Raw genomic sequence first — 23,238 nt, 5'->3', positions numbered from 1 at the left:
TCTAGGCGCGACGGCACCGTCGGACGTTTCGACGTGCGAGGTCGCACGACCTCTGCCAGAGTTCACGGTCGCAGGGGGAAAACTCACAGATCCGACGAAACGGAGATTTACCATGGGTTGGCTCGCCTACATCGTGCTCGGGCTCATCGCCGGACTCATCGCGCGCTTCGTCCTTCCTGGCAAGCAGACCAGCTCGCTGATCATCACGATCCTCCTGGGGATCCTCGGCGCCCTCCTCGGCGGATGGCTCGGCTCCGTGCTCTTCGGCACGAGCCTCGGCGACCTCGGCGACTTCCGGACCTGGCTCCTCGCCATCCTCGGTTCGCTCATCACGCTCGGCGTGTACGGCGCGCTCACCAAGCGCAGCCACGCCTGACCTCTCACGACGCTGCGGGCCTGGTGCCGTCCTCGGACGGAACCAGGCCCGCAGTCGTTCCCGGGCACGAGCAGCCTCAGGCAGCGGCCTCGCCCACGGCGCGGACGGCGTCGAGCACGACCTGTGCGACGGCGTCGGGCTGCGAGACCCCGAGCGCGTGCGATGCGCCGGGCACCTCGGTCGTGCCGCGCGAACCGGCTCGCTCGGCCACGAACCGCAGCACCTCGGCCGGGATGTTCCGGTCCTCGGCACCGTGGACGAACCACGACGGGACGGTCCGCCACGCCGGCTCGGCCGCGAGGGGCTCGTTCAGCGCCGCCGCGGTGACGGGCCTCTGGGCCACCGCCATGAGCGCGGCCGTCGCCTCGTCGACGTCGGCGACGAACTGCTGGTGGAACAGGTCCTGGCGGATCGTGAGCTCGGCACCCCCGTCCGACAGCGGCGTGGGCACGACGGCGTCACCGAGCGTGCTCCCGGGGAACTTCGCCGAGAGCTCGAACGCGCTCTCGCCCGTGTCGGGCGCGAACGCGCCGACGTAGACGAGGCCCGCGACGTTCGGCAGGCCGGCACGGACGTCTCGGATGGTGGCCCGGGGCGTGACGTACGCCATGTCCGCAGAGCGTCACGAAAGCCCGTGCTGCGTGGTCGAGGGGGTGAGAGCGCGCAGAGGGCGCGACGCACAGGAGGCGGTCATGGAACGCATCGTCATCGTCGGCGGGGGCTACGCCGGGTTCACGGCGGCCCGAGAGCTCGAGAAGCACCTGCGGCGCGAGCTGCGCCGCGGCGACGTCGAGCTCGTCCTGGTCGACCCTCGTCCCTACATGACCTACCAGCCGTTCCTCCCGGAGGTGCTCGCCGGGTCCGTCGAGGCGCGGCACGCGGCCGTGGCCCACCGGAGCCACCTGCGCCGCACGCGGCTCGTCGACGGGTCGGTGACGCGCGTCGACCACGCGCACCGCGTCGTGCGCGTCCGGCCACCGTCGGGCGAGGAGTACGCGCTCGCCTACGACACGGTCGTCGTCACGGCCGGCGCCGTGACCCGCGTCTTCCCCGTCCCCGGCGTCGGCGAGCACGCGATCGGCATGAAGCACGTCGAGGAGGCCGTCGCGATCCGCGACCAGCTCCTCACGTCCTTCGACCGCGCCGCGAGCATGCCCGCCGGGCCGGAGCGGGAGCGGCTGCTCACCGCGACGTTCGTCGGCGGCGGCTTCTCCGGCGTCGAGGGGTTCGCCGAGCTCCTGTCGCTCGCGCACGACCTGCTGCGCGTCTACCCCGAGATCGACGCGTCGGAGCTGCACTTCCACCTCGTCGAGCGCAACACGCGGATCCTGCCGGAGGTGACCGAGCGCCCGGGCCGCTGGGTCGTGCGGCAGCTCGAGCGGCGCGGCGCGCACGTGCACCTCGGGTCGGGGCTCGAGTCCGCCGAGGGCGGCGTCGTGACGCTCTCGACCGGTGAGTCGTTCCCCTCCGGCCTGCTCGTGTGGACCGCGGGCAACGCGGCGAACCCCGTCGTCGCGACGCACACCGACCTGCCCGTCGACGCGCGCGGCTACGTCGTGGTGCGCCCCGACCTGCGGGTGGGCACGGACGACGCGCCGGTCGACGACGCGTGGTCCGCGGGCGACGGCGCCGCCGTGCCCGACCTCGCCGTGCCGCGCCCGGGCGCGCTCACCGTGCCGAACGCGCAGCACGCGGTCCGGCAGGGCCGGCGCCTCGCGCGCAACCTCGTCGCCGCCCGCCGCGGGCGGGCCACCCGCCCCTACGTGCACGGCAGCCTCGGCGTCGTGGCGACGCTCGGCCTCGGCTCCGGCATCTTCCAGTACCGACGGCTCGTGGTGCGCGGCCCGTTGGCCTGGCTCATGCACCGGGGCTACCACGTCCTCGCGATCCCCACGTGGGAGCGCAAGGTCCGCGTGCTGGCCGTGTGGCTCACGGCGGGACTGTTCGGGCGCGACGTCGTCTCGCTCACCTCGGTGCAGCGGCCTCGCGCCGCGTTCGTGGCCGCCGCGCCGAGCGGGTCGGCGGAGGCTCCAAGGACCGAGACGAACGCCGTCGTCGAGACCGGGCGGGAGGACGCTCTCATCCGGGTGTCGGAGGGACACGGCACAGTGGTGCGGTGAACCTCGCCCGCGTGCCGCTCGCTCCCGTGCTGCGCGCCCGCGCCACGGTCGCGCACCTGGACGCCGACGCGTTCTTCGCGAGCGTCGAGCAGCACCAGCGCCCGTCGCTGCGTGATCGCCCCGTGCTCGTCGGCGGGGTCGGTCCGCGCAGCGTCGTCGCGACGGCGTCGTACGAGGCGCGCCGGTTCGGCGCGCGCTCGGCGATGCCGATGGAGCTGGCGCGCCGGCTCTGCCCGTCGTCCACGGTGGTCGTCGTGCCGCGGTTCGCCGCGTACGCGGCCTACTCCGACCGGATCATGGCGGCGCTGCGCGAGGTCACGGAGCTGGTGGAACCAGTCAGCATCGACGAGGCGTTCGCGGACCTCGACGCCGCGGCCGGGCCGGGCACGGATCTCGCGGAGCTCGCACTGAGGATCCGGGAGCGGGCACGCGGGCTGAGCGGGCTGTCGGTCTCGATCGGGCTCGGCCGGTCGAAACTCGTCGCGAAGCTCGCGTCGGAGGACGCCAAGCCCGGCGGGGTGCGGGTCGTGGACCCGGACGACGAGGATGACTTCCTGCTCGCGATGCCGGTCCGGGCCCTGTCGGGTGTCGGCCCGGTCTCCGCGGCGCGCCTCGACGAGCTCGGCGTGCGCACCGTGGCCGACCTGCGGCGACAACCGCTCGACACCCTCGTCGCGATCGGCGGGGAGTCCGGCGGCACGAACCTGTACCGGATCGCGCGCGGCTGGGACGACCGTCCGGTGACGACGGTGCGCGAGCGCAAGTCCGCCGGCGCGGAGCACACGTTCGACGCCGACCTGCACGGACGTGCCGCGATCAGCGGGGCGCTGGACCGCGTCGTCGACTCCGCGCTCGCCCGCCTGGAGCGGCACGCCGTCGCGGCGCGCACCGTCGTGGTCAAGGTCCGCCTCTCGTCGTTCACGACGCTGACCCGGTCGGTGACGCTGCCGCGCCCGACGTCGGACGAGGGCGCGCTGCGGTCCGCGGCGCACCGCGCACTGGCGCTCGCGGACGTCACCGAGCCCGTGCGGCTGCTCGGCACCTCGTTCCACGCCCTGTCCGAGCACGCGCAGCTCATGCTGCCCCTCGGCGACGACGTGGTGGTCGCCGACGAGCAGCCCGTGCCGGACGCCGCCGGACCGCCGCCCCCACCGGTCCCGGCCGGGCCGGTGCGCGCGACGGCGGCCGTCGTCGCGCCCGGGCTGGACGTGCAGACCGAGGCGGACGGTCGGGGCTGGGTCGTGCGGGTCGGCGACGACGGGCGTATCGCCGTGCGCTTCGAGACCGCGCACACCGGGCCCGGCTACCAGCGCTGGGTCGATCCCGAGGCCGAGGAGCTGGTCCTCGTGGCCCCGCTCGGCCCCGACGGCGAGCCCGCGCTCCTCGCGGAGCCCGACGACACCGAGCGTTGACGGTGGCGCGCCGTCGCCGAAGGACGTGCACGGCACGTCCACGACCGGACCTGGTCGGTCAGGCCGCAGCCGCGAATCCGCCGAGCTTGTCGGGGTTGACCTGGACGAAGACGTGCTCGATCCCGCGGGACGTGACCTCGAGGGACACGAGCGCGAACGGCGCGTCCTCGATCCGCACGAGCAGCGCGGGCAGCCCGTTGGCCTCGACGACGCGCACGTCGGCGTCGGCCCAGTACTTGCGCCACACGTTGTCGAAGAACAGGGACACGCGGGCGACGCCGTGGAGCTCGACGCGCGACGCGTTCACCTTCCCGCCGCCGTCGGGGCGGGCGACCACGTCGTCGGCGAGGAACCGCTCGAAGCGTGAGAGGTCGCCGTCGTGCGCGGCCGCGACGAACTCGTCGAGGAGGCGGCGGTGCTCGCCGGGATCCACCGGGACGGCCTCGCGGCGGCCGAGCCGCTCGCGCGAGCGGCGTGCGAGCTGGCGGGCGTTCGCCTCGGTCATGTCGAGGATCTCGGCGACGCGGCGGTACGGGTACCCGAACGCCTCGCGCAGCACGTAGACCGCGCGCTCCACGGGCGTGAGCCGCTCGAGGAGCACGAGGGTCGCGATCTCCAGGGCCTCGGCGCGCTCCGCGCCGAGCGCGGGGTCGTCGGACGTGTCGACGGGCTCGGGGAGCCACGGCCCCACGTACGTCTCGCGGCGAGCCCGGGCCGACGTCGCCGCGTTGATCGCCAGGCGCGTGACCGTCGTGGTGAGGAACGCGGTCGGGTTGCGCACCACCTCGCGGTCCGTGCCCTGCCAGCGGATCCAGGCGTCCTGCACGACGTCCTCCGCCTCGGGGACGCTGCCGAGCATGCGGTACGCGATGCCGAAGAGCTGGGGGCGCGCCCCGAGGAACGCGTCGAGCGCCCCGGGGTCCTCCTGGGCCCCGGGGCGCTCGACCGTGCCCGGTCCTGACGTCATGCCGTCACGGTACGACGGCGACGCACCGCGCGTCTGCCCTTCGCGGCACTCCGGTCACGCGGCGTGCTGGGCGAACGTGATCCCGCCGCGCAGCGACTCGCCCTGCGGGACGATCGAGTCCTCGACCAGCCGCGTCCCGAAGTAGGTGGCCTCAGGGTCCGCGACGACCTCCCGGTCGTCCCCCTGAGCCGCGAGCGCCGACCGGATGAACTCGTCGAACCGCAGCCGCTCCGGGCCCGCGAGCTCGACCAGGCCGTCGAGCGGCGCTCCCGTCGCGACGTCGGCGACCGTGCGGGCGACGTCGGCCGACGCCACGGGCTGGAAGGCCACCGGGGGGATCCGCACGACCCCGTCCGCGGTCGCGCCGTCCGCGATGGACCGCGCGAACTCGAAGAACTGCGTCGCCCGCACGACCGACCATCCACGTCCCGACCCGCGGACGAGGTCCTCCTGCGCGACCTTCGCCCGCAGGTAGCCCGCGTCCGTCCGGTCGGTGCCGACGATCGACAGGATCACGTGGTGCCCGACCCCGGCGCGCGCCTCGGCGTCGAGCAGCGTGCGCGTCGACGTCGTGAAGAACCGCATCACGTCGTCGTCCGCGAACGACGGCGAGTTCGACACGTCCACCACGACGTCGGCGCCCGCGAGCGCCTCGTCCACCCCCGCACCGGTCAGCGTGTCCACGCCCGTGCTCGGCGCGGCGACCACCGCCTCGTGCCCGGCGTCCCGCAGCCGTGCGACGACCTGGCTCCCGACGAGCCCCGTTCCTCCGACGACGACGATCCTCATGACGTTCTCCTCTCGGGCGCGCGGCGCTCTGCCGCCTGCCACCCTCCTGACCGACCAGCGGGCGGCGTCGTGACACCCGGGGGTCCTGACGGCAGGTCGAGGCGCGAACCCGTGCGGGGAATCGCCGACGTCTCCCGCACGTTCCTCGGACGGCGGACCGTCCGGCCGCCACGGACCGAGGAGTGCGAGGATCGACGCATGACGACCCAGCCTGCCGAGAGCACCCTGAACTCCGCCGACGAGGCGGAGCGCGACGTCCCCGCGGCGTCGCCCGCACCGACCGACCCCCTGTGGGTCGAGCGCACGGGGAACCGCACGTACACCGGGCACTCGGCGCGCGGCGCGCAGGTCTCGATCGGCCCGGCGAGCGAGGGCGCGGTGTTCACGCCGGGCGAGCTGCTGAAGATCGCGCTCGCTGCGTGCGCCGGCATGAGCACGGACCGGACGTTCGCGCGACGGCTCGGCGACGACTACCAGGTGACGATCCACGTCGAGGGCGCCAAGCTCGTCGAGGAGGACCGCTACCCGAAGATCACGGGCACGTACGACATCGACCTGACCTCGCTCGACGACGACGCGCGCGACCGCCTGGTCACCGTCGCCGCGCGAGCGATCGACAAGGCGTGCACCGTAGGACGGACGGTCAAGGCGGGAGCCGAGGTCGAGTACCTCTTCCAGCCGGAGGGCGCCGGTCGCGAGGTCGAGACGCAGGCCTGACCGGACCGCAGGGCTGACCGGGACGCAGGGCTGACCGGGACGCACGGACGACCAGACGGAACGGATGACCGGACCGCACGGATGACGGGAGACGCGATGGCGCACCACCAGGACCCCTCGAGGACCCCGACGCCGTACGGCGGTGCCCCGGACTACGGGACGCCGCCGGCCACGCGCGACCCGGACGACGTCGCGACCCAGGACGCCGTCGAGTGGGCCGCGTACCGGCCGACCCCGCTGCTCGACGCCGCGCTCGACAAGGCCGTGACGATCCCGTCGCAGGTGATCCGCGCGCACGTCGACTCGGTGCGCCGTCGGAACCCGGAGGCGGGGCCTGCCGAGGTCATCCGCATCCTCGAGCGGGAGTACCTGCTCGTCATCCAGGCCGCCGGAGGCGCGGTCGGTGCCGCGGCGGGCTTTCCGGCGGTCGGCACCGGCGTGGGCCTCGTCCTCACCTCGAGCGACATCGCGACGTTCTTCGCGTCGTCGGCGGCGTTCTCGCTCGCCGTCGCCGACGTGCACGGGATCGCCGTCGACGACGTCGCCCGGCGCCGGGCGCTCCTGCTCGCCTCGGTCCTCGGCGAGAAGGGCGCGCGCGACGTCGAGAAGGCCGCTCAGGGCTCGGGCCTCGCCTGGGGCAAGGTGCTGCTGACCCGGATGCCCGCCGGGACGCTCGTCAAGGTCAACAAGGCCCTGGGCAACCGCTTCCTGCGCACGCAGCTCGCGAAGCAGTCCGGGCTCGCCCTCGGCAGGCTGGTGCCGTTCGGCATCGGCGCGGTCGTCGGGGTCGTGGGAGCGCGCGCCCTGGGGCACGGCGTCGTCGCGCAGTCGCGCCGGGCGTTCGGCCCGCCGCCGTCGACGTTCGGGCGGATCCTCGAGGTCGTCGAGGCACCGACAGAGGACGCCCGGCCGACCCTGGTCCCCGTTCCCGAGGACGCCTCGCCGTCGCGCGGTCGACGCCGGTTCCTGCCGGGGCGTCGTCGCCGGCAGGACCCGACGCGAGACGCCGGGTGACGTCCCACCGGGTCGCGGTCGGCCGCGAGCTGCCCGTGGACGCGACGGTCGCGTTCGCCTGGGTCGCCGACCCGCGCACGCACCCCCGCTTCATCCCGCTGACGCGGATGGCGACGCCGGCCGGGCGCGGTCCGGAGGTCGGCGACCGGTTCGCGATGGTCAGCGGGCCGTTCGTCGGTCGCGGCGCGCGCGGCGTCGTCGACCGGATGGTCGTGACGTCGCTGGAGCGGCCGTCGACCGCCGCCGGCCGGACCGGGCGCACGAGCGTCCGCAAGGAAGGGCCCGTGCTGCTCGGCGACGCGGGGTTCGACGTCGAGCCGCTCGGCGCCGGGCGCTGCCGCGTCGTGTGGTGGGAGGACGCGTACCTCGCCGGCCCGCTCCCCCGGGCCGTGACGGGACCGCTCGTCGGCCTCGTGCTGCGCTGGATGCTCCACGCGTCGCTGCGCCGGCTGGAGACGCGGCTCACCGCACGGCACGGCTGACCTGGCCCTCTCAGCAGACCGTCGGCCCCCGTTCCCGCAGCGCGCCGCCGACGCAGACGCCGAACCCCGGGTTGCGCCTCGATCAGCTGTCTGATCGGGACGCAACCCGGGGTTCGGCGTGGCTGGTGACCGATGCCTCAGACGGTGGGCTCGTCGCCCGTGCCCGACGGCGAGTCCTCCGCCACGGGCGCGTCCTGCACGTCCGCGGGGGCGTCCGACGGCGTCGGGCCGGCGAGGACCAGGTAGAGGTCTCGGCGCGTGCGCTCGAGCAGCTCGGCCGCGGCCTTCGCCTGCTCGTCGGTGCCCGTGCGGGCGACCTGGTGGACGGCGGCCGCGACGGCCTCGACGCCGGCCCGCAGCGCGTGGCGCGAGCGCCCGCCGCGACCGGCGGCCTCGGCGAACGGGTCGCCGAGCGTGTCGGCCTGCTCGGTGACGACGGCGCGTCCCGCCTCGGTGAGCGAGGCGAGCCGGCGCCCGCCCTCGGCGGAGAGCTCCACGAGCCCTTCGTCCTGGAGCAGGTTGAGCGCCGGGTAGACGGCACCGGGGCTCGGGCGCCACTGGCCCTCGCTCCGGTCGCCGATCTCCTGGATCAGCTGGTAGCCGTGCATCGGCTGGTCGGCGAGGAGCAGGAGGATCGCGGCGCGGACGTCGCCGCGGCCTGCACGGCGCGGCCCGCGGCCGCGGTGGCCACCTCGGTGCCCGCCAGGGCCGAAGCCCGGCCCGAACCCGGGGCCGAAGGCCGGGCCACCGCGCCTCTCGGGACCGCCGAAGCCGCGGCCCTCGGGACCGCGCGGGTCTTCCGCCGGGCCGCCGAAGCCGCCGGGCCCGCGGCGAGCGCCGCCCCGACCACGGCCGGAGGGTGCGTCGCCGCGGAACCAGGCCGCGTCGTCGGGCACGGACGGGAAGCCGTCGCGACGGCGACGCCGCGGGCCGCGCCCGCCGAGGTCGCCGGAGGGCTGGGACAGGTTCTCGGGGTGACGACCCCGGTTCTGGTGTGCGTAGCTCATGGAGTTTCTCCTGGGTGAGGGTGTCTGGAGGGCCCGGGCGTGTGCCCAGGGCCGACGCCCGGGCGACGTGTCGTCGCCGCGGGCGGTGGTCGCGAGTCGCATCGAGTGGCTCAGCGATACGCTAACGATATATCGACAGACTATCGTCGTCAACCCTCCGCGAGAAGCGCGCGGCGCCGGGCCACCGGCCACCACCGGACGTACGCTGGCAGCCAGCACGTCACCCGGCCGGACACCCACCGCCCGGGTCACCCCGGGCCACCACCCCGCGGCCCGGTCTCAGCGAGGAGGCGGCGATGCACGCGGACCACTCCCGGCGATACCTCATGTGCCGGCCGACCTACTTCACGGTCAGCTACGAGATCAACCCCTGGATGGACCGCAGCAGGCCGGTCGACACGCCGCTCGCCGTCGCCCAGTGGGAGCGCCTGCGCGACACCTACCGCGACCTCGGGCACACCGTCGAGACGATCGACCCCGTCCCCGGGCTGCCCGACATGGTCTACGCGGCGAACGGCGCGACCGTCGTCGACGGTCTCGTCTACTCCGCCCGGTTCCTCCACCCGGAGCGCGCCGCCGAGGGCCCCGCCTACCTCAAGTGGTTCGCCGACCACGGGTTCGTCACGCACCTCGCGGAGCAGGTCAACGAGGGCGAGGGCGACCTGCTCGTCGCGGGCGACGTCGTCCTCGCCGGCACCGGGTTCCGCACCGACCGCGCCGCGCACGCCGAGGCCGCCGCCCTCTGGGGGCGCGAGGTCGTCACGCTCGAGCTCGTCGACCCGCGCTTCTACCACCTCGACACCGCCCTCACGGTCCTGCGGGGCAACCAGGGCGGCCCCGTGCCCGACGGCGGGGCTCACCCCGCGCTCGTCGGCCCGCCCGCCGTCGACGTCACCTACTACCCCGACGCCTTCTCGCCCGCCGCGCAGGATGTCCTGCGCGAGCGCTTCCCCGACGCGCTCCTCGCGACGGAGGAGGACGCCGTCGTCCTCGGGCTCAACGCCGTGAGCGACGGGACGCACGTCGTGCACAACCCGCGCGCCGAGCACCTCGCGGGAGCGCTGCGCGAGCGCGGCTACGAACCGCTCGGCGTCGACACGTCGGAGCTGCTGCGCGGGGGCGGTGGCGCCAAGTGCTGCACGCTCGAGGTGCGCGGGCTCCGCGCCGGCGGTGCCGCATGACCGCGCAGGACGTGCGCCCCTCGACGCCACACCCGGCCACGCCCGCCCCCGGCGTGCCCGGCACTCTCGCGCACAACTACCACCCGCTCCCCGTGACGATCGCGACCGCCGAGGGGGCGTGGGTCACGGACACGGGCGGGCGCCGCTACCTCGACCTGCTCGCCGGGTACTCCGCGCTCAACTTCGGTCACCGGCACCCGGCGCTGGTCGACGCCGCGACGCGCCAGCTCGGGCGCGTCACCCTCACGTCGCGCGCGTTCGACCACGACCTGCTGCTCCCGTTCGCCGACGCCCTCGCCGCGCTCGTCGGGCCGCTGACGGCCGGCGGCGCGGACCACGGTCCGGGCACCGCCGTGCTGCCGATGAACACCGGCGCCGAGGCCGTCGAGACAGCGATCAAGACCGCGCGCAAGTGGGGCTACGACGTCCGCGGGATCGCGCCGGGCGAGGCGACGATCGTCGTCGCGTCGGGCAACTTCCACGGCCGCACGACGACGATCGTGTCCTTCTCCGACGACCCCGACGCGCGCGACGGGTTCGGCCCGTACACGCCGGGCTTCCGCGTCGTGCCGTTCGGCGACGTCGACGCCGTGGCCGCGGCGGTCGACGACACGACCGTCGCGGTGCTCATGGAGCCGATCCAGGGCGAGTCGGGGGTCGTGGTGCCGCCGGACGGGTTCTGGCCCGCGCTGCGTGCGCTCACGGCCGATCGGGACGTGCTGCTCGTGGCCGACGAGATCCAGTCCGGCCTCGGGCGCACCGGGACGACGCTCGCGTGCGAGCTGTGGGGTGTCCGGCCCGACCTCGTGACGCTCGGCAAGGCGCTGGGCGGCGGGATCCTCCCGGTCTCCGCGGTCGTGGGCCGCCGCGACGTGCTCGACGTCCTCACGCCGGGGACGCACGGCAGCACGTTCGGCGGCAACCCGCTCGCGTGCGCCGTCGGGATCGCCGTCGTCGACCTGCTGCGCTCCGGCGTGCCGCAGGCCGCGGCCCGGTCGCTGGGGTCGGCGTTCCACGCGCGCCTCGCCGGGCTCGTGGGCGCCGGGCTGCTCGACGGCGTCCGCGGCGTCGGGCTGTGGGCCGGGCTCGATCTCGACCCGGCGCGCGGGACCGGCCGCGACCTGTGCGAGGCGCTGCTCGCGCGCGGGGTGCTGGCCAAGGACACGCACGGCTCGACCATCCGGCTCGCGCCCCGCTGACCATCTCCGCCGACGACCTCGAGACCGGGCTGTCCGCGCTGGAGAATGCCCTGACGGGGCTCGCCGACGATCGGTAGAGTCCGGAGCGTGACCACCGCGCACCCCACCCCCTCCGCCCTCGCCGCGTCCCTCGACGACCTGCGCCGCGCCTACGCGGACCTGCAGGCGCTCGGGCTGAAGCTGGACCTCACGCGCGGCAAGCCGTCCGCCGAGCAGCTCGACCTGTCCGAGGCGCTGCTCGCCCTGCCCGGCGAGGGGGTGCACACGGACGCCGACGGCACGGACGTGCGCAACTACGGTGGCCTCGACGGGCTCCCGCAGCTCCGGCGCATCTTCGCCGAGCTGCTCGGCGTCCCGGTGGAGCAGCTCCTCGCGGGCGGCAACGCGAGCCTCACGATGATGTACGACACGCTCGCCGACGCGACGCTGTTCGGCGTCCCCGGGTCCGAGCGACCGTGGGGCCGCGAGGAGCGCGTGCGCTGGATCTGCCCGGTGCCCGGCTACGACCGCCACTTCTCGGTGTGCGAGGCGCTCGGCATCGAGATGGTCACGGTGCCCATGACGGCGGACGGCCCGGACGCCGAGGCCGTCGCCGCGCTCGTCGCCGACGACCCGAGCATCAAGGGCATGTGGGTCGTGCCGACGTACGCGAACCCCGACGGCTCGGTCGTGACGGACGAGGTCGCGCGCCGGCTCGTGTCGATGCCCACCGTAGCCCCCGACTTCCGCATCCTGTGGGACAACGCGTACGCGCTGCACCACCTCACGCAGGACGAGGTGACGACCGTCGACGCGATCGGTCTCGCCGCGGAGGCGGGCAACCCGGACCGCGTCGTGCTGTTCGCGTCGACGTCGAAGATCACGTTCGCAGGTGCGGGCGTCGCGTTCCTCGCGTCGTCGCCGGCCAACGTCGCGTGGGTCCGGAAGAACCTGTCGTCGCGGTCCATCGGCCCGGACAAGGTCAACCAGCTCCGGCACGCGCTGTTCTTCGGCGACGCGGAGGGCGTGCGCGAGCACATGCGCAGGCACCGCGACATCCTCGCGCCGAAGTTCGAGGCCGTGACCGGCATCCTCGCCGAGCGGCTGGGGCCGTGGGACGTCGCGTCGTGGACCGAGCCGAAGGGCGGCTACTTCGTGAGCCTCGAGGTGCGGCCCGGCACCGCGTCGCGCGTCGTCGAGCTCGCGAAGGCCGCGGGCATCGCGCTCACGCCGGCCGGCGCCGCCTACCCGTACGGCAAGGACCCGCAGGACACGGTGCTGCGCCTCGCGCCGTCCCTGCCCCCGCTCGAGGAGGTCCGCGTCGCGATGGACGGCGTCGCCACGTGCGTCCTGCTCGCCGCCGCGGAGCAGGCCGCGAAGTAGTACCGCGGTCGCGCCCGACGGCGCGTGGTCGCTCTGGGTGTCGGGGTGGGCGGGGTACTCCCTCGGCAGCTGACAGATCTCACTGGACCGTGTCGGACGCTCGGCGCACGATGGGTGGGTGCACCGATGAGTTCCGCCGGACGGCCCGGTCGGAGCGTGGGTGGTGGGACCGCCCGGGTGCCGCCACGTGCGACCCGAGGAGGGACATGAGCTCGTCGACCGGTGACCTCGCCGTCGAGGCGAGAGGTCTCGTCAAGCACTTCACGTCCAAGAAGTCGGTGACCAAGGCGGTCGACGGCATCGACCTGTCGGTCCCCGAGGGCACCGTTCTCGGGGTGCTCGGCCCGAACGGGGCCGGGAAGACGACCGCCGTCCGCATGCTCGCGACGCTGCTCCAGCCCGACGCCGGGACGGCGACCGTCCTGGGCCACGACGTGGTGCGCGACGCCGACAAGGTGCGCTCCGTCGTCGGGCTCACGGGGCAGTACGCCTCGGTGGACGAGGACCTCACGGGGACCGAGAACCTCGTGATGCTCGCGCGGCTCTACGGGTTCCTCGGCGGGACGGCGCGCCGCCGCTCGGCGGACCTGCTCGAGGCGTTCGGCCTCGGCGACGCGGGTGACCGCCAGGTCAAGACGTACTCGGGCGGCATGCGCCGCCGCATCGACCTCGCCGCGAGCCTCGTGATGAGCCCGCGCGTCCTGTTCCTCGACGAGCCGACGACGGGCCTCGACCCGCGCAGCCGCAACCAGGTGTGGGACATCGTGCGCGTGCTCGTGGCCGACGGCGCGACCGTCCTCCTCACCACGCAGTACCTCGAGGAGGCGGACCAGCTCGCCGACAAGATCGCGGTCATCGACCACGGCAAGGTCATCGCGGAGGGCACCGCGACCGAGCTCAAGCGCTCGGTGGGCGAGGGCGCGGTGCACGTGCGGCTCGCCGACTCCGCGCAGCGCACCCGCGCGGCCGAGATCGTGGGCGCCGTGCTGGGCACCGACGTCTCCCTCGCCAACGACCCCTACGCCTTCTCGGCCCGCGTGCCCGACGACGGCGCCACCTCGGTCGCGGACCTCCTGCCCGCGCTGGGCGACGCGGGCATCGCGGTGCCCGAGTTCACGCTGGGGCAGCCGAGCCTCGACGAGGTGTTCCTCGCCCTGACCGGCCAGCCGGTCGACGAACCCGACGAGCAGATCGAGGAGGTGGCCTGATGGCGACCGAGCCCACCACTGCCGCGGAGCTGCGCGCTCCCGAGGCGAGCGCCCTGCGTGAGGCCGTCGCGCTCGAGCACCGCCCGAGCCGGCCCTCCCCTGTCTCGGCGACCTTCACCTACACGTGGCGTGCGCTGCTCAAGATCAAGCACGTCCCGGAGCAGCTGTTCGACGTCACCGTGTCGCCGATCATCTTCACGCTCATGTTCACGTACCTGTTCGGCGGTGCGCTCGCGGGCGACGTGCAGAGCTACCTGCAGTTCCTGCTCCCCGGCATCCTCGTGCAGGCCGTGCTGTTCACGACGATCTACACGGGCTACACGATGAACACCGACATCTCGAAGGGCGTCTTCGACCGGTTCCGCTCGCTGCCCGTGTGGCGCCCGGCACCGATCGTCGGCGCGCTGCTCGGCGACACCGTCCGCTACACCATCGCGTCGGTGGTCACGCTCGCGCTCGGGCTCGTCCTCGGGTTCCGCCCGCCGGGCGGTGTGGTCGGGGTCGTGCTCGGCATCCTGCTGCTGCTCGTGTTCTCGTTCGCGCTGAGCTGGGTCTTCACGGCCCTCGGCCTCGTGCTGCGCTCGCCGAACGCGGTCATGGGGACGTCGATGCTCGTGCTCATGCCGCTGACGTTCGCGTCGAACATCTTCGTCGACCCGTCGACCATGCCGGTGGTCCTGCAGCGCTTCGTCGAGATCAACCCGGTGACGCACCTCGTCACGGCCGTCCGCAGCCTCATGGCGGGCGAGCCCGACCTCGACGGCATCATGTGGGTGCTCGTGGCGTCGGTCGTCCTCACCGCGGTCCTCGCCCCGATCACGATGCGTCTGTACCGCAACCGCAGCTGAGGTCCGGCAGGCACACCGGTCACGCCTCGGCGCCGGCGACCTCGATGCCGTCCGAAGCCTCCAGGATCGTCACGACGACGTCCGTCAGCGCCCAGGTGCGGTGGACCTCGCCGGCAGCCCAGTGGACGGCGTCACCGGTGTCGAGCCGGGCATCCGCACCGTCCCCACCCTCGACCCGGGCGCTGCCGCTCACGACCGTCATCACCTGGTCCACCGTCGCAGGGTGCGCCCCGATGCTGCCTCCCGCAGCGATCCGCGCGACGTGCACGACCGCCGGACCGAGCGCGCGTCCGACCGGCACGAGCTCGACGCCCGCACTTCCGAAGCGAGTCAAGGGGTGAGCACCCAGGCGGTGGATCTGCATCGCCGCATCCTCGCAGGTGGTCCCCCCACCGAGAAGTGAGTCTCCCCCCGAACCAGCAGAGGATGGCCCGACCGCGGTACTCCCTCGGCAGCCTCAGCCCGACTCGACCACGTCGTCGCACTTCTTCGTCACGACCATGACGGGGCACGCGGAGTGGTGGAGCACGGCCTGGCTCGTCGACCCGAGCAGCAGGCCGCGGAACCCCCCGCGACCGCGGGACCCGACGATGATCAGGTCGGACGCGGTGGAGAACTCCGTGAGCAGCTCCGCGCCGGTCCCGTCGAGCACGATCCGCTTGATGGTCAGACCGGGGTTCTCGGCCTCGTGCCGGGCGATGATGACGTTGAGCCCCTCGGTGACGTCGGCAAGCACCTGCTCGTGGTCGATGGACGCGGGGAGCCACGCCAGCAACCCGGCGCCCGCACCGACCGGCACCCCGGCGACCGCGACGAGCTCGGCGTCCCACGCGCGGGCCTGGCGGATCGCGTGCCGCAGGGCGATCTCGGCCGACGGCGACCCGTCGACGCCCACGACGATGCGGCGCAGCGGGGTGACGACCGGCAGCTCCTCCGTCGCGGCGTCGTCGCCCTTGGTCCGGGCGCGGAACGGGACGACGACCGTGGGGCAGTGCGCGTGCGCCGGGAGCGCGGAGGACACCGTGCCGAGCAGCCGCTCGGTGAACCCGCCGCGGCCGCGGGTCCCGACGACGACGAGCGAGTGGTCGCGGGACATCTCGACGAGCACACCCGCGGCGTCACCCGTCGTGACCGTGGCGGTGACGCGCACCCCCGCGGCGTCGGCGCGCGCCCGTGCTTCCTCGAGCACCGCCCTGGCACCCTCCTGGATGGCGCTGTCGTCGAGCGCGGCGTACCCGCCGTCGAGGGACGCTGCGGTGAACGACGGCAGCGAGTAGGTGCAGACCACGTGGAGCGACCAGCCGACGCGCAGCGCGTACGCGGCCGCCCAGTCGAGGGCGTGCAGGCTGGGCGCCGAGCCGTCGACGCCGACCAGGACGGTCTCCGTGCGGGTCATGGGTGACTCTCCTCTCGACGGCCGCGTGCCGTCCGGCGACCGACGTCGCCGAGGCGCCCCGGGCAGAACCTCCACCGCAGGTCACGAACGAGTCAAGAATGCCACGAACCCCGCCCCTACGCGACGACTCGCGGAGGGACGGGGCTCGTGTGACGTGCTGCGCTGCGCCGTGGGTCAGGCGACGCGGATGAACGTCGGGTTAGACTGCCAGATCTGACGGAACTGGATGGTCTTGCCCGGACGCGGCGCGTCGATCTGCATGTTGTCGCCGGCGTAGATCGAGATGTGGCCCGGCGTCCAGATCAGGTCGCCCGGCTGCGCCTCGGAGCGCGGGACCTTGGTGCCGACGGAGCCCTGCGCGCCCGACGTGCGGGGGAGGCTGATGCCGACCTGCGCGTAGACGTAGCTCGTGAAGCCGGAGCAGTCGAAGCCGTCGGGCGTGGTGCCGCCGTAGACGTACGGGACGCCGACGTAGCGCGCCGCGATCGAGACGATCGTGCTGCCGTAGGCCGACGCCGGGACGGCGACCGCGGCCTCTTCCTGGGCGGGCGCCTCGGCAACGGTCTGCGTCGACTCACGCTCCTGCGTGCGGCTCGTGCTCTGGGTCCGCTCGACGACGGGCTCGGGCTCGGGCTCCGGCTCGGGGGCCGGCGTCACCGTCACCGGTGCGGCCTCGATCGAGAACGCGGCGTCGGCCGCGACCGTCACGGTCGGCGCGGCCTCGAGGGCCTGGCGCGCCTGCGCGGTCAGTGCGCTGAGGTCGACCGAGTTGAGCTTCGGCTCCGTGTCGACGGGGGCTGCGGTCGCGGGAGCGGCAGCGCCGATCATCGAGACGATGAGACCGGAGGACGCGGCGACGACGGCGGTGCGGCGCCCGACGGTCGTCATCTGGTCCGAGGCGGCCTGGGCGATGGTGCTGAGTGGCGTCATAGGACGCCGCGCCGCGCGGTGGCGGGCGCGAGTCGTGCTCACGGTCACGTGTTGCCTCTCCTGGACGCCTGCGAGGTCAGCTGTCGGGTTCGGGTGGGAGATACACCCGGCCTGACGGACCGAGGTCCGTCGGGCTTCACCCCAAGGACGCTGTCTCCAGCGCCCGGATTTGGGTCCCCCGTCCCTGTCGTCGGGTTGTCGTGAACCTCGGGCAGCGACAGGGTTAGGCGTTCCGCTCGAGGACTCCGCCGGACAGGTCTTCCGATGGAGCAGCACCGACCGTACAGGACACCCTGCCAAATGTCACGTTCCCATCACGGCCCTCGGGAGCCGTCTCCCCAGGGCAGCCCACGAGATCGCGTTCCTGCTGGTCAGGGCGCCATGGGAGCGCTACCCCGGTCGGGGGACGCGGGTCAGCCCTGCGCGACGAACAGGTGGCGCGCGATCTCCTCGGGGAGGTCCAGGACGATCTCGGACCCCTTGCCCTGGACCACGAGACCGCCGCTCGCCGGACGCACGAGCAGCGTCCGGCGCGGGAGCACCCCGGCCTCCGCGAACCGCGCCAGGAGCTCGACGTCCACCTGGATCGGCTCGGCGATGCGCTGCAGGACGACCTCGACCTCGACGTCGCCCGTCGCGCGCTGCGCGACGTACGCGGGCAGGGGGACGACGCCGTCGAGGAACTCCACGCCCTCGAACTGCTCGCCCAGCTCCGCGAGCCCCGGGATCGGGTTCCCGTAGGGGTCGAAGTGCGGGTGGTCGAGCAGCCCGATGAGTCGTTCCTCGACGAGCTCGCTCATGACGTGCTCCCAGCGGCACGCCTCCGTGTGCACGTGCTCCCAGTCGAGCTTGATGACGTCGGTGAGCAGGCGCTCCGCAAGGCGGTGCTTGCGCATCACGCGCGTCGCCTTGTCGTTGCCCGCCGGCGTGAGCTCGAGGTGCCGGTCCCCCGTGACGACGACGAGGCCGTCGCGCTCCATGCGCGCGACCGTCTGCGACACCGTGGGGCCCGAGTGGCCGAGGCGCTCCGCGATGCGCGCGCGGAGGGGTGTGATGCCCTCCTCGACGAGCTCGTAGATCGTCTTCAGATACATCTCGGTGGTATCGATCAGATCGGTCACGTCGCGCTCCCTGTCGTCCGTCGGCTGGGGGACAGTCTATGGCGATCCCCTGACGCGTTCCGGGGAGAATCCCGGAAGAACGAGCGCCGTCGCCCGACGCCCCCCGGACGCCGCCGAGCCCGCGCCTCGCGCGCGCGTAGGGTGACGCTGTGACCGAGCACGCATCGCCCGCCGACACCACCGCCCAGATCACGATCCCCGCGGACCTGCTCCCGGCCGACGGCCGGTTCGGGTCCGGGCCGAGCAAGGTGCGCGCCGCCCAGGTACGTGCCGTGTCCGACGCCGGCACGTCGCTCCTCGGCACGTCGCACCGGCAGGCGCCGGTGAGGTCGCTCGTGCGGCGTTCGCGCGAGGGCCTCGGGGAGCTCTTCAGCCTCCCCGAGGGGTACGAGGTCGTGCTGGGCAACGGCGGGTCCACGACGTTCTGGGACGTCGCGACGGCCTGCCTCGTGCGCCGCAGGGCGCAGCACGCGGCCTTCGGGGAGTTCGGTGCGAAGTTCGCGGCCGCGACGACGGCGGCCCCCTTCCTCGATCCGTCCCAGGTGATCACGGCCCCGCCGGGCACGGTCGCCCACCCCGAGCCCGCCGACGACGTCGACGTGCACGCGTGGCCCCACAACGAGACGTCCACCGGAGCCATGGCGCCAGTACGCCGCGTCCCCGGCTCGCGCGAGCGCGGCGCCCTCACGCTCGTCGACGCGACGTCGGGCGCCGGCGCGCTGCCGGTCGACGTCGCGGAGACCGACGTCTACTACTTCGCGCCGCAGAAGGTCTTCGGGTCCGACGGCGGCCTGTGGCTCGCGCTGTGCTCGCCCGACGCGCTCGCGCGCGCGGAGGAGGTCGAGTCGAGCGGGACGCGCTGGGTGCCCGAGTCGCTCTCCCTCCGCACCGCCGCGGCGAACTCACGCCAGGACCAGACCCTCAACACCCCGGCCGTCGCGACGCTCGTCATGCTCGCGGAGCAGGTCGAGTGGCTCCTCGCCCAGGGCGGCCTCGCCTGGGCCGCCGCACGCTCCGCCGAGTCGGCCACCCACCTCTACGGCTGGGCCGAGGCCCGCGAGTGGGCCACGCCCTTCGTCGCGGACCCCACCGAGCGCTCGACCGTCGTCGGCACGATCGACCTCGACGACTCGGTCGACGCCACCCAGGTGGTCGCGACGCTCCGCGCGAACGGGATCCTCGACGTCTTCCCCTACCGCAAGCTGGGCCGCAACCAGCTCCGCGTGGCCATGTTCCCCGCCATCGACCCCGACGACGTCCGCGCTCTCACGGCGTGCGTCGACCACGTCGTCGACCGCCTGGCCTGACCCTTCCGTCGCCGCAAGACGCTGGACCGGCAGTCCCCCGACGCAACGGCTCGAGCAGCCGCTCGGGGCGAGGGCTAATATCTGCGTATGCACGCAGATAAGCAGGATTGCACGTTCGGGGTCGACAACCAGTACGTCGAGCTCGCGGCGGAGGTGTTCTCGCTCCTCGCGGACCCGACGCGGGTGCGCATCATCCTGGCGCTGCGTGGTGGCGAGCAGTCGGTGAGCGCCCTCGCCGAGACGGTCGGGAAGGCACCGACCGCGGTCTCCCAGCACCTCGCGAAGCTGCGCTGGGGCCGGATCGTGCGCACTCGTCAGGACGGGACCCGGGTGTTCTACTCCCTGGTCGACGAGCACGCACGGAACCTCGTGACGCAGGCGGTGTTCCAGGCGCAGCACGCCGTGGACGACCAGCCCGCCCACCACGAGGCACACCCGAGCCACGTCGGGGACGCGTCGTGACCGCGACCCGTCGCCATCCGCACACGGACCCGTCGGCCCACCCCGAGCACGGGCACGACCACCCGCGCGACGAGCACACGCACGAGCACGAGCACGCCACCGGGTTCAAGGGCTGGTTGCACGAGGTGTTCGTGCCCCACTCGCACGACGCTGCGGACTCGATCGACGACGCGCTCGAGGCCAGCGGGCAGGGCATCCGCGCAGTCAAGGTCAGCCTCGTCGTGCTGGGCCTCACCGCGGCCGCCCAGCTCGCGATCGTCGCGATCAGCGGGTCGGTCGCGCTCCTGGCCGACACGATCCACAACTTCTCCGACGCCCTGACCGCCGTCCCGCTGTGGATCGCGTTCGTCCTCGGTCGTCGCGCCGCCACCACCCGCTACACCTACGGGTACGGACGCGCCGAGGACCTGGCCGGGCTGTTCATCGTCGCGATGATCGCTCTGTCCGCCGTCGTCGCCGGCGTGGAGTCCGTGCGCCGCCTGGCGGACCCCCAGCCGCTGGACAACCTCGGTTGGGTGCTCGCCGCCGGCATCATCGGATTCGTCGGCAACGAGGCCGTCGCGGTCTACCGCATCCGCGTCGGGCGACGCATCGGCTCCGCAGCACTCGTCGCCGACGGCGTGCACGCGCGCACCGACGGGTTCACCTCCCTCGCCGTCGTGCTCGGCGTGATCGGCGTCTGGGCTGGGTTCCCTCTCGCAGACCCGATCGTCGGCCTCTTCATCACCGCCGCGATCCTCGTCCTCCTCTGGGGTACCGCACGCGACGTCGGACGCCGCCTCCTCGACGGCGTCGACCCCGACCTCACCCACCGCGCACGACACGCACTCGAGCACGTCCCGGACCTCGGGCGCGCCACCGACGTCCGGCTGCGCTGGACCGGCCACCGCCTCACCGTCCAGGCCCGCGTCGAGCTCCCGCCGGACACCACTCTCGCGGCCGCCACCCGAGCCACCAGCGAGGCCACGCGAGCCCTGCGCCGCGCGCTACCCGCCGTCGGAGACGTCGACATCACCACCACCGCGAGCATCTCTCCACAGGCCCACGTCAGCACGTAGCGTCACGCCGACCACACGTGGTGCGACGACCGCTGGAATCCGACCATGGGTGGTCGGGGGCGCTCGCCACCCAGCCCGACCACACGCGCAGTGCGTTCAGGCCGCGCGCGCTGCTTCCTGCGCGTCCTCGGTGCCGAGCTGACGCTTCGTCTCCGCGCGGGCGCCGGTCTCGACCGGCGTTCCAGCGTCGAGGTAGCGCACGAGGAGGTGAGGGCGCTGCAGGACGCGGTAGCGCACCTCGAGGCGCCAGTTGCGGACGGCCCACACGGCCGCGCCGACGGCGACGAGCCCCGCGGTGATGGACCCGATGCCGATGGCCCAGCGGGGCCCCCAGGCCTCGGCGACCCAGCCGATGAGGGGCGACCCGACCGGCGTCGCGCCGAGGAACACGATCATGTAGAGCGACATGACGCGCCCACGCATGACGGGGTCGACGGACATCTGGATGGTCGAGTTCGCCGCGGTCATCATGGTGAGCGACGCGAGTCCGACGGGGATGCACGCGACGGCGAAGCTCGGATAGGTCGGCATGAGCGCCATGACGCCCGTGGCGACGGCGAACCCGAACGCGGAGCCGATGACGAGGCGCACGCGCGGCCGTTCGCGCCGCGCGGCGAGGAGCGCGCCGGTGAGCGAACCGATCGCGAGGATCGACCCGAGGATGCCGTACTCCCCCGGGCCCATGCCGAACTCGACCTTGGCCATCATCGCGGAGGTGAGCTGGAAGTTGAGCCCGAACGTCGACACGACGCCGACGACGACCATGATGACGATGATGTCGCTCCGGCCGCGCACGTACCGGATGCCCTCGCGGATCTGCCCCTTCTGCCGGGAGGCGCTCGGCATCGGATGCAGCTCGCGCGTCCGCATGTAGCCGAGCGCGAGGATCGTCGCGGCGAAGGTCACGCCGTTGATGACGAAGATCCAGCCGGAGCCGACGACGGCGATGAGCAGGCCGGCCACGCCGGGGCCCACGAGGCGTGCGGCGTTGAACGACGCGCTGTTGAGCCCGACGGCGTTGGACAGCTTGTCGGCGGGGACCATCTCGGCGACGAACGTCTGGCGCACGGGGTTGTCGAACGCGGACACGACGCCCAGCAGCGTCGCGAACACGTACACGTGCCAGAGCTGGACGTGCCCGGACAGCACGAGCGCACCGAGTCCCAGCGCGAGCAGGCCCATGGCGCTCTGCGTGGCCATGAGGAGCCGACGGCGCGGGAGCCGGTCGGCGAGGACGCCCGCCCAGGCGGACAGCGCGAGGACGGGGGCGAACTGCAGCGCGGTGACGACGCCGACGGCGATGCCCGACTCGTCCGTGAGGTCGGTCAGGACGAGCCAGTCCTGCGCGACGCGCTGCATCCACGTGCCGATGTTGGCGACGAGCGCGGCACCGAACCAGACGCGGTAGTTGAAGTACTTCAGGGAGGAGAACGTCGCGCTCATCGGGCGGCGATCCTGATCAACAGCTCACTGGCGCGGGCCAAGGTCTCTCTCTCGTCGGGGGTGAGGGTGGTCAGCTGCTGCGTGAGCCACGCATCGCGTCGGCGCCGCGTCTCCTTGACCTCGTGCACGCCGACGTCGGTCAGGCGGACGACGACCTGGCGCCGGTCGGTCTCGTGCTCGACCTTCTCGACGAGACCGAGCTCGACGAGCCGGTTCACGGCCCGCGTCATGGACGGCGGGCGGACGCGCTCGTGCTCGGCGAGCGCGCCGGGCGACATGGCACCGTGCTTGTGCAGGACGGTGAGGACGCCGAACTGCCCTTCGGGGAGGTCGGCCTCGCCGCGCTGGGAGCGCAGCCGGCGGGAGATGCGGGTCAGCGCGACGCGGAGCTCGCCGCCGAGGGTGGCGGGCCGGCACTGGCTCCGGGTCGGGGCAGTGGGATCCGCAGCAGGCATGATCATTACCCTAACTCATTACCTCGGGTAATGAAAGAGTCCCGGGTCGCCGTCGGCCGGGTGTTGGTGCCGCGCGCGGCAGCTCGCTGACGGTGCGCGGCGAGGGGCAGCGCGTCGACATCGACGCGCTGCGTGACGAGCCCGGCGCGCAGCACGTCGTCGAGGCTCGCCATGACCTCCCCAGCGCACCCGGCCGGGTGCCTGTGCACGAGGTCCAGCAGGCTGCCCGCGGGTCGGCCGTCGGCCTCCAGGCCCAGGAGGTCCTGGAGGGCCGACGGCGATCCCCGGTCGTCGCGCTCGACGGTGCGGTCGAGCCGGTAGGGCGCAAGCGTCCCCCGCGCCGCGCTCACCGCCCCAGCGGCGACTCGACCACCGTCCGACGCA

24 protein-coding genes, 1 pseudogene and 1 riboswitch are annotated in these 23,238 nt (G+C 73.6%); of the genes and pseudogenes, 14 read left to right on the top strand and 11 right to left on the bottom strand.

What is annotated here, in order from left to right; translation table 11 throughout:
- The first annotated feature begins 112 nt into the window (after positions 1-112).
- Positions 113-376: a GlsB/YeaQ/YmgE family stress response membrane protein gene (locus ACZCLJ_RS17670; protein WP_251150233.1), complete on the top strand. Its 264-nt coding sequence runs from the start codon at positions 113-115 to the stop codon at positions 374-376.
- A 76-nt stretch (positions 377-452) separates the two neighbouring features.
- On the opposite strand, the gene ACZCLJ_RS17665 is transcribed toward ACZCLJ_RS17670, so the two are convergent.
- Positions 453-986 carry an alpha/beta fold hydrolase gene (locus ACZCLJ_RS17665; protein ID WP_463104694.1) on the bottom strand — a complete coding sequence of 178 codons (534 nt, stop codon included), beginning with the start codon at positions 984-986 and terminating at the stop codon, positions 453-455.
- A gap of 82 nt (positions 987-1,068) precedes the next feature.
- Between ACZCLJ_RS17665 and ACZCLJ_RS17660 the strand changes: the two genes are divergently transcribed.
- Positions 1,069-2,496, top strand: a complete 1,428-nt coding sequence (locus ACZCLJ_RS17660) for an NAD(P)/FAD-dependent oxidoreductase (protein ID WP_463104693.1) — start codon at positions 1,069-1,071, stop codon at positions 2,494-2,496.
- Positions 2,493-3,908, top strand: coding sequence for a DNA polymerase IV (locus ACZCLJ_RS17655; RefSeq protein ID WP_463104692.1), 1,416 nt, complete (start codon positions 2,493-2,495; stop codon positions 3,906-3,908). The genes ACZCLJ_RS17660 and ACZCLJ_RS17655 overlap by 4 nt, the downstream gene beginning before the upstream one ends.
- Positions 3,909-3,966: 58 nt before the next feature.
- Here ACZCLJ_RS17655 and sigJ read toward each other — a convergent pair whose 3' ends face one another.
- Positions 3,967-4,875 carry an RNA polymerase sigma factor SigJ gene (sigJ, locus tag ACZCLJ_RS17650; RefSeq protein ID WP_463104691.1) on the bottom strand — a complete coding sequence of 303 codons (909 nt, stop codon included), beginning with the start codon at positions 4,873-4,875 and terminating at the stop codon, positions 3,967-3,969.
- A gap of 54 nt (positions 4,876-4,929) precedes the next feature.
- Complete coding sequence (locus ACZCLJ_RS17645) at positions 4,930-5,664, bottom strand: SDR family oxidoreductase (RefSeq protein ID WP_463104690.1); 735 nt, start codon at positions 5,662-5,664, stop codon at positions 4,930-4,932.
- A gap of 198 nt (positions 5,665-5,862) precedes the next feature.
- Between ACZCLJ_RS17645 and ACZCLJ_RS17640 the strand changes: the two genes are divergently transcribed.
- The 3 genes from ACZCLJ_RS17640 to ACZCLJ_RS17630 all read left to right on the top strand — a co-directional run bounded on the left by ACZCLJ_RS17640 (position 5,863) and on the right by ACZCLJ_RS17630 (position 7,877).
- Positions 5,863-6,381 (top strand): OsmC family protein, encoded by a 519-nt coding sequence (locus ACZCLJ_RS17640; protein WP_463104689.1) that lies wholly within the window; start codon positions 5,863-5,865, stop codon positions 6,379-6,381.
- A gap of 96 nt (positions 6,382-6,477) precedes the next feature.
- Positions 6,478-7,395 (top strand): hypothetical protein, encoded by a 918-nt coding sequence (locus ACZCLJ_RS17635; RefSeq protein WP_251150223.1) that lies wholly within the window; start codon positions 6,478-6,480, stop codon positions 7,393-7,395.
- Positions 7,392-7,877: an SRPBCC family protein gene (locus tag ACZCLJ_RS17630; RefSeq protein ID WP_463104688.1), complete on the top strand. Its 486-nt coding sequence runs from the start codon at positions 7,392-7,394 to the stop codon at positions 7,875-7,877. The genes ACZCLJ_RS17635 and ACZCLJ_RS17630 overlap by 4 nt, the downstream gene beginning before the upstream one ends.
- Before the next feature lie 137 nt (positions 7,878-8,014).
- Here ACZCLJ_RS17630 and ACZCLJ_RS17625 read toward each other — a convergent pair whose 3' ends face one another.
- A complete protein-coding gene (locus ACZCLJ_RS17625) occupies positions 8,015-8,884 on the bottom strand; it encodes a PadR family transcriptional regulator (RefSeq protein ID WP_251150221.1) in 870 nt (289 codons plus the stop codon).
- Between the two features lie 296 nt (positions 8,885-9,180).
- Here ACZCLJ_RS17625 and ddaH point away from each other — a divergent pair, with 296 nt between their 5' ends.
- The 5 genes and pseudogenes from ddaH (at position 9,181) to ACZCLJ_RS17600 (ending at position 14,682) form a co-directional block, all read left to right on the top strand.
- Positions 9,181-10,065 carry a dimethylargininase gene (gene ddaH / locus ACZCLJ_RS17620; protein WP_463104687.1) on the top strand — a complete coding sequence of 295 codons (885 nt, stop codon included), beginning with the start codon at positions 9,181-9,183 and terminating at the stop codon, positions 10,063-10,065.
- A pseudogene (gene rocD, locus ACZCLJ_RS17615) lies at positions 10,062-11,341 on the top strand (ornithine--oxo-acid transaminase). The gene ddaH and the pseudogene rocD overlap by 4 nt, the downstream one beginning before the upstream one ends.
- A 10-nt stretch (positions 11,342-11,351) precedes the next feature.
- Positions 11,352-12,626: an aminotransferase class I/II-fold pyridoxal phosphate-dependent enzyme gene (locus tag ACZCLJ_RS17610; protein WP_463104686.1), complete on the top strand. Its 1,275-nt coding sequence runs from the start codon at positions 11,352-11,354 to the stop codon at positions 12,624-12,626.
- Between the two features lie 206 nt (positions 12,627-12,832).
- Positions 12,833-13,834 carry an ATP-binding cassette domain-containing protein gene (locus tag ACZCLJ_RS17605; RefSeq protein ID WP_251150217.1) on the top strand — a complete coding sequence of 334 codons (1,002 nt, stop codon included), beginning with the start codon at positions 12,833-12,835 and terminating at the stop codon, positions 13,832-13,834.
- Positions 13,834-14,682 (top strand): ABC transporter permease, encoded by an 849-nt coding sequence (locus ACZCLJ_RS17600; protein ID WP_251150216.1) that lies wholly within the window; start codon positions 13,834-13,836, stop codon positions 14,680-14,682. Before ACZCLJ_RS17605 ends, ACZCLJ_RS17600 begins: the two co-directional genes overlap by 1 nt.
- Before the next feature lie 19 nt (positions 14,683-14,701).
- Here the strand turns inward: ACZCLJ_RS17600 and ACZCLJ_RS17595 are convergent, their stop codons facing one another.
- From ACZCLJ_RS17595 to ACZCLJ_RS17580, 4 genes are all read right to left on the bottom strand, one after another.
- Positions 14,702-15,046, bottom strand: a complete 345-nt coding sequence (locus tag ACZCLJ_RS17595) for a cupin domain-containing protein (protein ID WP_463104685.1) — start codon at positions 15,044-15,046, stop codon at positions 14,702-14,704.
- Between the two features lie 93 nt (positions 15,047-15,139).
- Complete coding sequence (locus ACZCLJ_RS17590; RefSeq protein ID WP_251150214.1) at positions 15,140-16,078, bottom strand: universal stress protein; 939 nt, start codon at positions 16,076-16,078, stop codon at positions 15,140-15,142.
- A gap of 174 nt (positions 16,079-16,252) precedes the next feature.
- On the bottom strand, positions 16,253-17,008 hold the full coding sequence (locus ACZCLJ_RS17585) for a C40 family peptidase (RefSeq protein ID WP_463104684.1): 756 nt from the start codon (positions 17,006-17,008) through the stop codon (positions 16,253-16,255).
- Between the two features lie 50 nt (positions 17,009-17,058).
- Positions 17,059-17,219, bottom strand: a riboswitch (cyclic di-AMP (ydaO/yuaA leader).
- Between the two features lie 202 nt (positions 17,220-17,421).
- On the bottom strand, positions 17,422-18,129 hold the full coding sequence (locus tag ACZCLJ_RS17580; RefSeq protein WP_251150212.1) for a metal-dependent transcriptional regulator: 708 nt from the start codon (positions 18,127-18,129) through the stop codon (positions 17,422-17,424).
- A 149-nt stretch (positions 18,130-18,278) separates the two neighbouring features.
- Here ACZCLJ_RS17580 and serC point away from each other — a divergent pair, with 149 nt between their 5' ends.
- From serC to ACZCLJ_RS17565, 3 genes are all read left to right on the top strand, one after another.
- The gene (gene serC / locus ACZCLJ_RS17575) at positions 18,279-19,436 is read left to right on the top strand and encodes a phosphoserine transaminase (RefSeq protein ID WP_463104683.1); all 1,158 of its coding nucleotides are present in this window, start codon (positions 18,279-18,281) and stop codon (positions 19,434-19,436) included.
- Between the two features lie 87 nt (positions 19,437-19,523).
- Complete coding sequence (locus ACZCLJ_RS17570; RefSeq protein WP_463104682.1) at positions 19,524-19,898, top strand: ArsR/SmtB family transcription factor; 375 nt, start codon at positions 19,524-19,526, stop codon at positions 19,896-19,898.
- On the top strand, positions 19,895-20,956 hold the full coding sequence (locus ACZCLJ_RS17565; protein WP_463104681.1) for a cation diffusion facilitator family transporter: 1,062 nt from the start codon (positions 19,895-19,897) through the stop codon (positions 20,954-20,956). Before ACZCLJ_RS17570 ends, ACZCLJ_RS17565 begins: the two co-directional genes overlap by 4 nt.
- A 96-nt stretch (positions 20,957-21,052) precedes the next feature.
- On the opposite strand, the gene ACZCLJ_RS17560 is transcribed toward ACZCLJ_RS17565, so the two are convergent.
- Genes ACZCLJ_RS17560 through ACZCLJ_RS17550 form a run of 3 tightly spaced genes read right to left on the bottom strand, consistent with a single transcriptional unit; the run spans position 21,053 to position 23,204 of the window.
- Positions 21,053-22,399, bottom strand: a complete 1,347-nt coding sequence (locus ACZCLJ_RS17560; protein ID WP_463104680.1) for an MFS transporter — start codon at positions 22,397-22,399, stop codon at positions 21,053-21,055.
- On the bottom strand, positions 22,396-22,854 hold the full coding sequence (locus ACZCLJ_RS17555; protein ID WP_251150207.1) for a MarR family winged helix-turn-helix transcriptional regulator: 459 nt from the start codon (positions 22,852-22,854) through the stop codon (positions 22,396-22,398). Before ACZCLJ_RS17555 ends, ACZCLJ_RS17560 begins: the two co-directional genes overlap by 4 nt.
- Positions 22,855-22,859: 5 nt before the next feature.
- Positions 22,860-23,204: a hypothetical protein gene (locus ACZCLJ_RS17550; RefSeq protein ID WP_463104679.1), complete on the bottom strand. Its 345-nt coding sequence runs from the start codon at positions 23,202-23,204 to the stop codon at positions 22,860-22,862.
- Positions 23,205-23,238: the final 34 nt, after the last annotated feature.

The organism is Cellulosimicrobium sp. So1_17 (assembly GCF_055181235.1).
This window is presented reverse-complemented; position numbering and strand designations above follow the sequence as displayed.

Excerpts from the sequence above, each read along its gene's own strand:
- ACZCLJ_RS17670 (WP_251150233.1), top strand. The coding sequence starts at position 113 with ATGGGTTGGCTCGCCTACATCGTGCTCGGGCTCATCGCCGGACTCATC.
- ACZCLJ_RS17665 (WP_463104694.1), bottom strand. The coding sequence starts at position 986 with ATGGCGTACGTCACGCCCCGGGCCACCATCCGAGACGTCCGTGCCGGC.
- ACZCLJ_RS17660 (WP_463104693.1), top strand. The coding sequence starts at position 1,069 with ATGGAACGCATCGTCATCGTCGGCGGGGGCTACGCCGGGTTCACGGCG.
- sigJ (WP_463104691.1), bottom strand. The coding sequence starts at position 4,875 with ATGACGTCAGGACCGGGCACGGTCGAGCGCCCCGGGGCCCAGGAGGAC.
- ACZCLJ_RS17645 (WP_463104690.1), bottom strand. The coding sequence starts at position 5,664 with ATGAGGATCGTCGTCGTCGGAGGAACGGGGCTCGTCGGGAGCCAGGTC.
- ACZCLJ_RS17640 (WP_463104689.1), top strand. The coding sequence starts at position 5,863 with ATGACGACCCAGCCTGCCGAGAGCACCCTGAACTCCGCCGACGAGGCG.
- ACZCLJ_RS17635 (WP_251150223.1), top strand. The coding sequence starts at position 6,478 with ATGGCGCACCACCAGGACCCCTCGAGGACCCCGACGCCGTACGGCGGT.
- ACZCLJ_RS17625 (WP_251150221.1), bottom strand. The coding sequence starts at position 8,884 with ATGAGCTACGCACACCAGAACCGGGGTCGTCACCCCGAGAACCTGTCC.
- ddaH (WP_463104687.1), top strand. The coding sequence starts at position 9,181 with ATGCACGCGGACCACTCCCGGCGATACCTCATGTGCCGGCCGACCTAC.
- ACZCLJ_RS17605 (WP_251150217.1), top strand. The coding sequence starts at position 12,833 with ATGAGCTCGTCGACCGGTGACCTCGCCGTCGAGGCGAGAGGTCTCGTC.
- ACZCLJ_RS17600 (WP_251150216.1), top strand. The coding sequence starts at position 13,834 with ATGGCGACCGAGCCCACCACTGCCGCGGAGCTGCGCGCTCCCGAGGCG.
- ACZCLJ_RS17595 (WP_463104685.1), bottom strand. The coding sequence starts at position 15,046 with ATGCAGATCCACCGCCTGGGTGCTCACCCCTTGACTCGCTTCGGAAGT.
- ACZCLJ_RS17590 (WP_251150214.1), bottom strand. The coding sequence starts at position 16,078 with ATGACCCGCACGGAGACCGTCCTGGTCGGCGTCGACGGCTCGGCGCCC.
- ACZCLJ_RS17585 (WP_463104684.1), bottom strand. The coding sequence starts at position 17,008 with ATGACGCCACTCAGCACCATCGCCCAGGCCGCCTCGGACCAGATGACG.
- ACZCLJ_RS17570 (WP_463104682.1), top strand. The coding sequence starts at position 19,524 with ATGCACGCAGATAAGCAGGATTGCACGTTCGGGGTCGACAACCAGTAC.
- ACZCLJ_RS17560 (WP_463104680.1), bottom strand. The coding sequence starts at position 22,399 with ATGAGCGCGACGTTCTCCTCCCTGAAGTACTTCAACTACCGCGTCTGG.
- ACZCLJ_RS17555 (WP_251150207.1), bottom strand. The coding sequence starts at position 22,854 with ATGCCTGCTGCGGATCCCACTGCCCCGACCCGGAGCCAGTGCCGGCCC.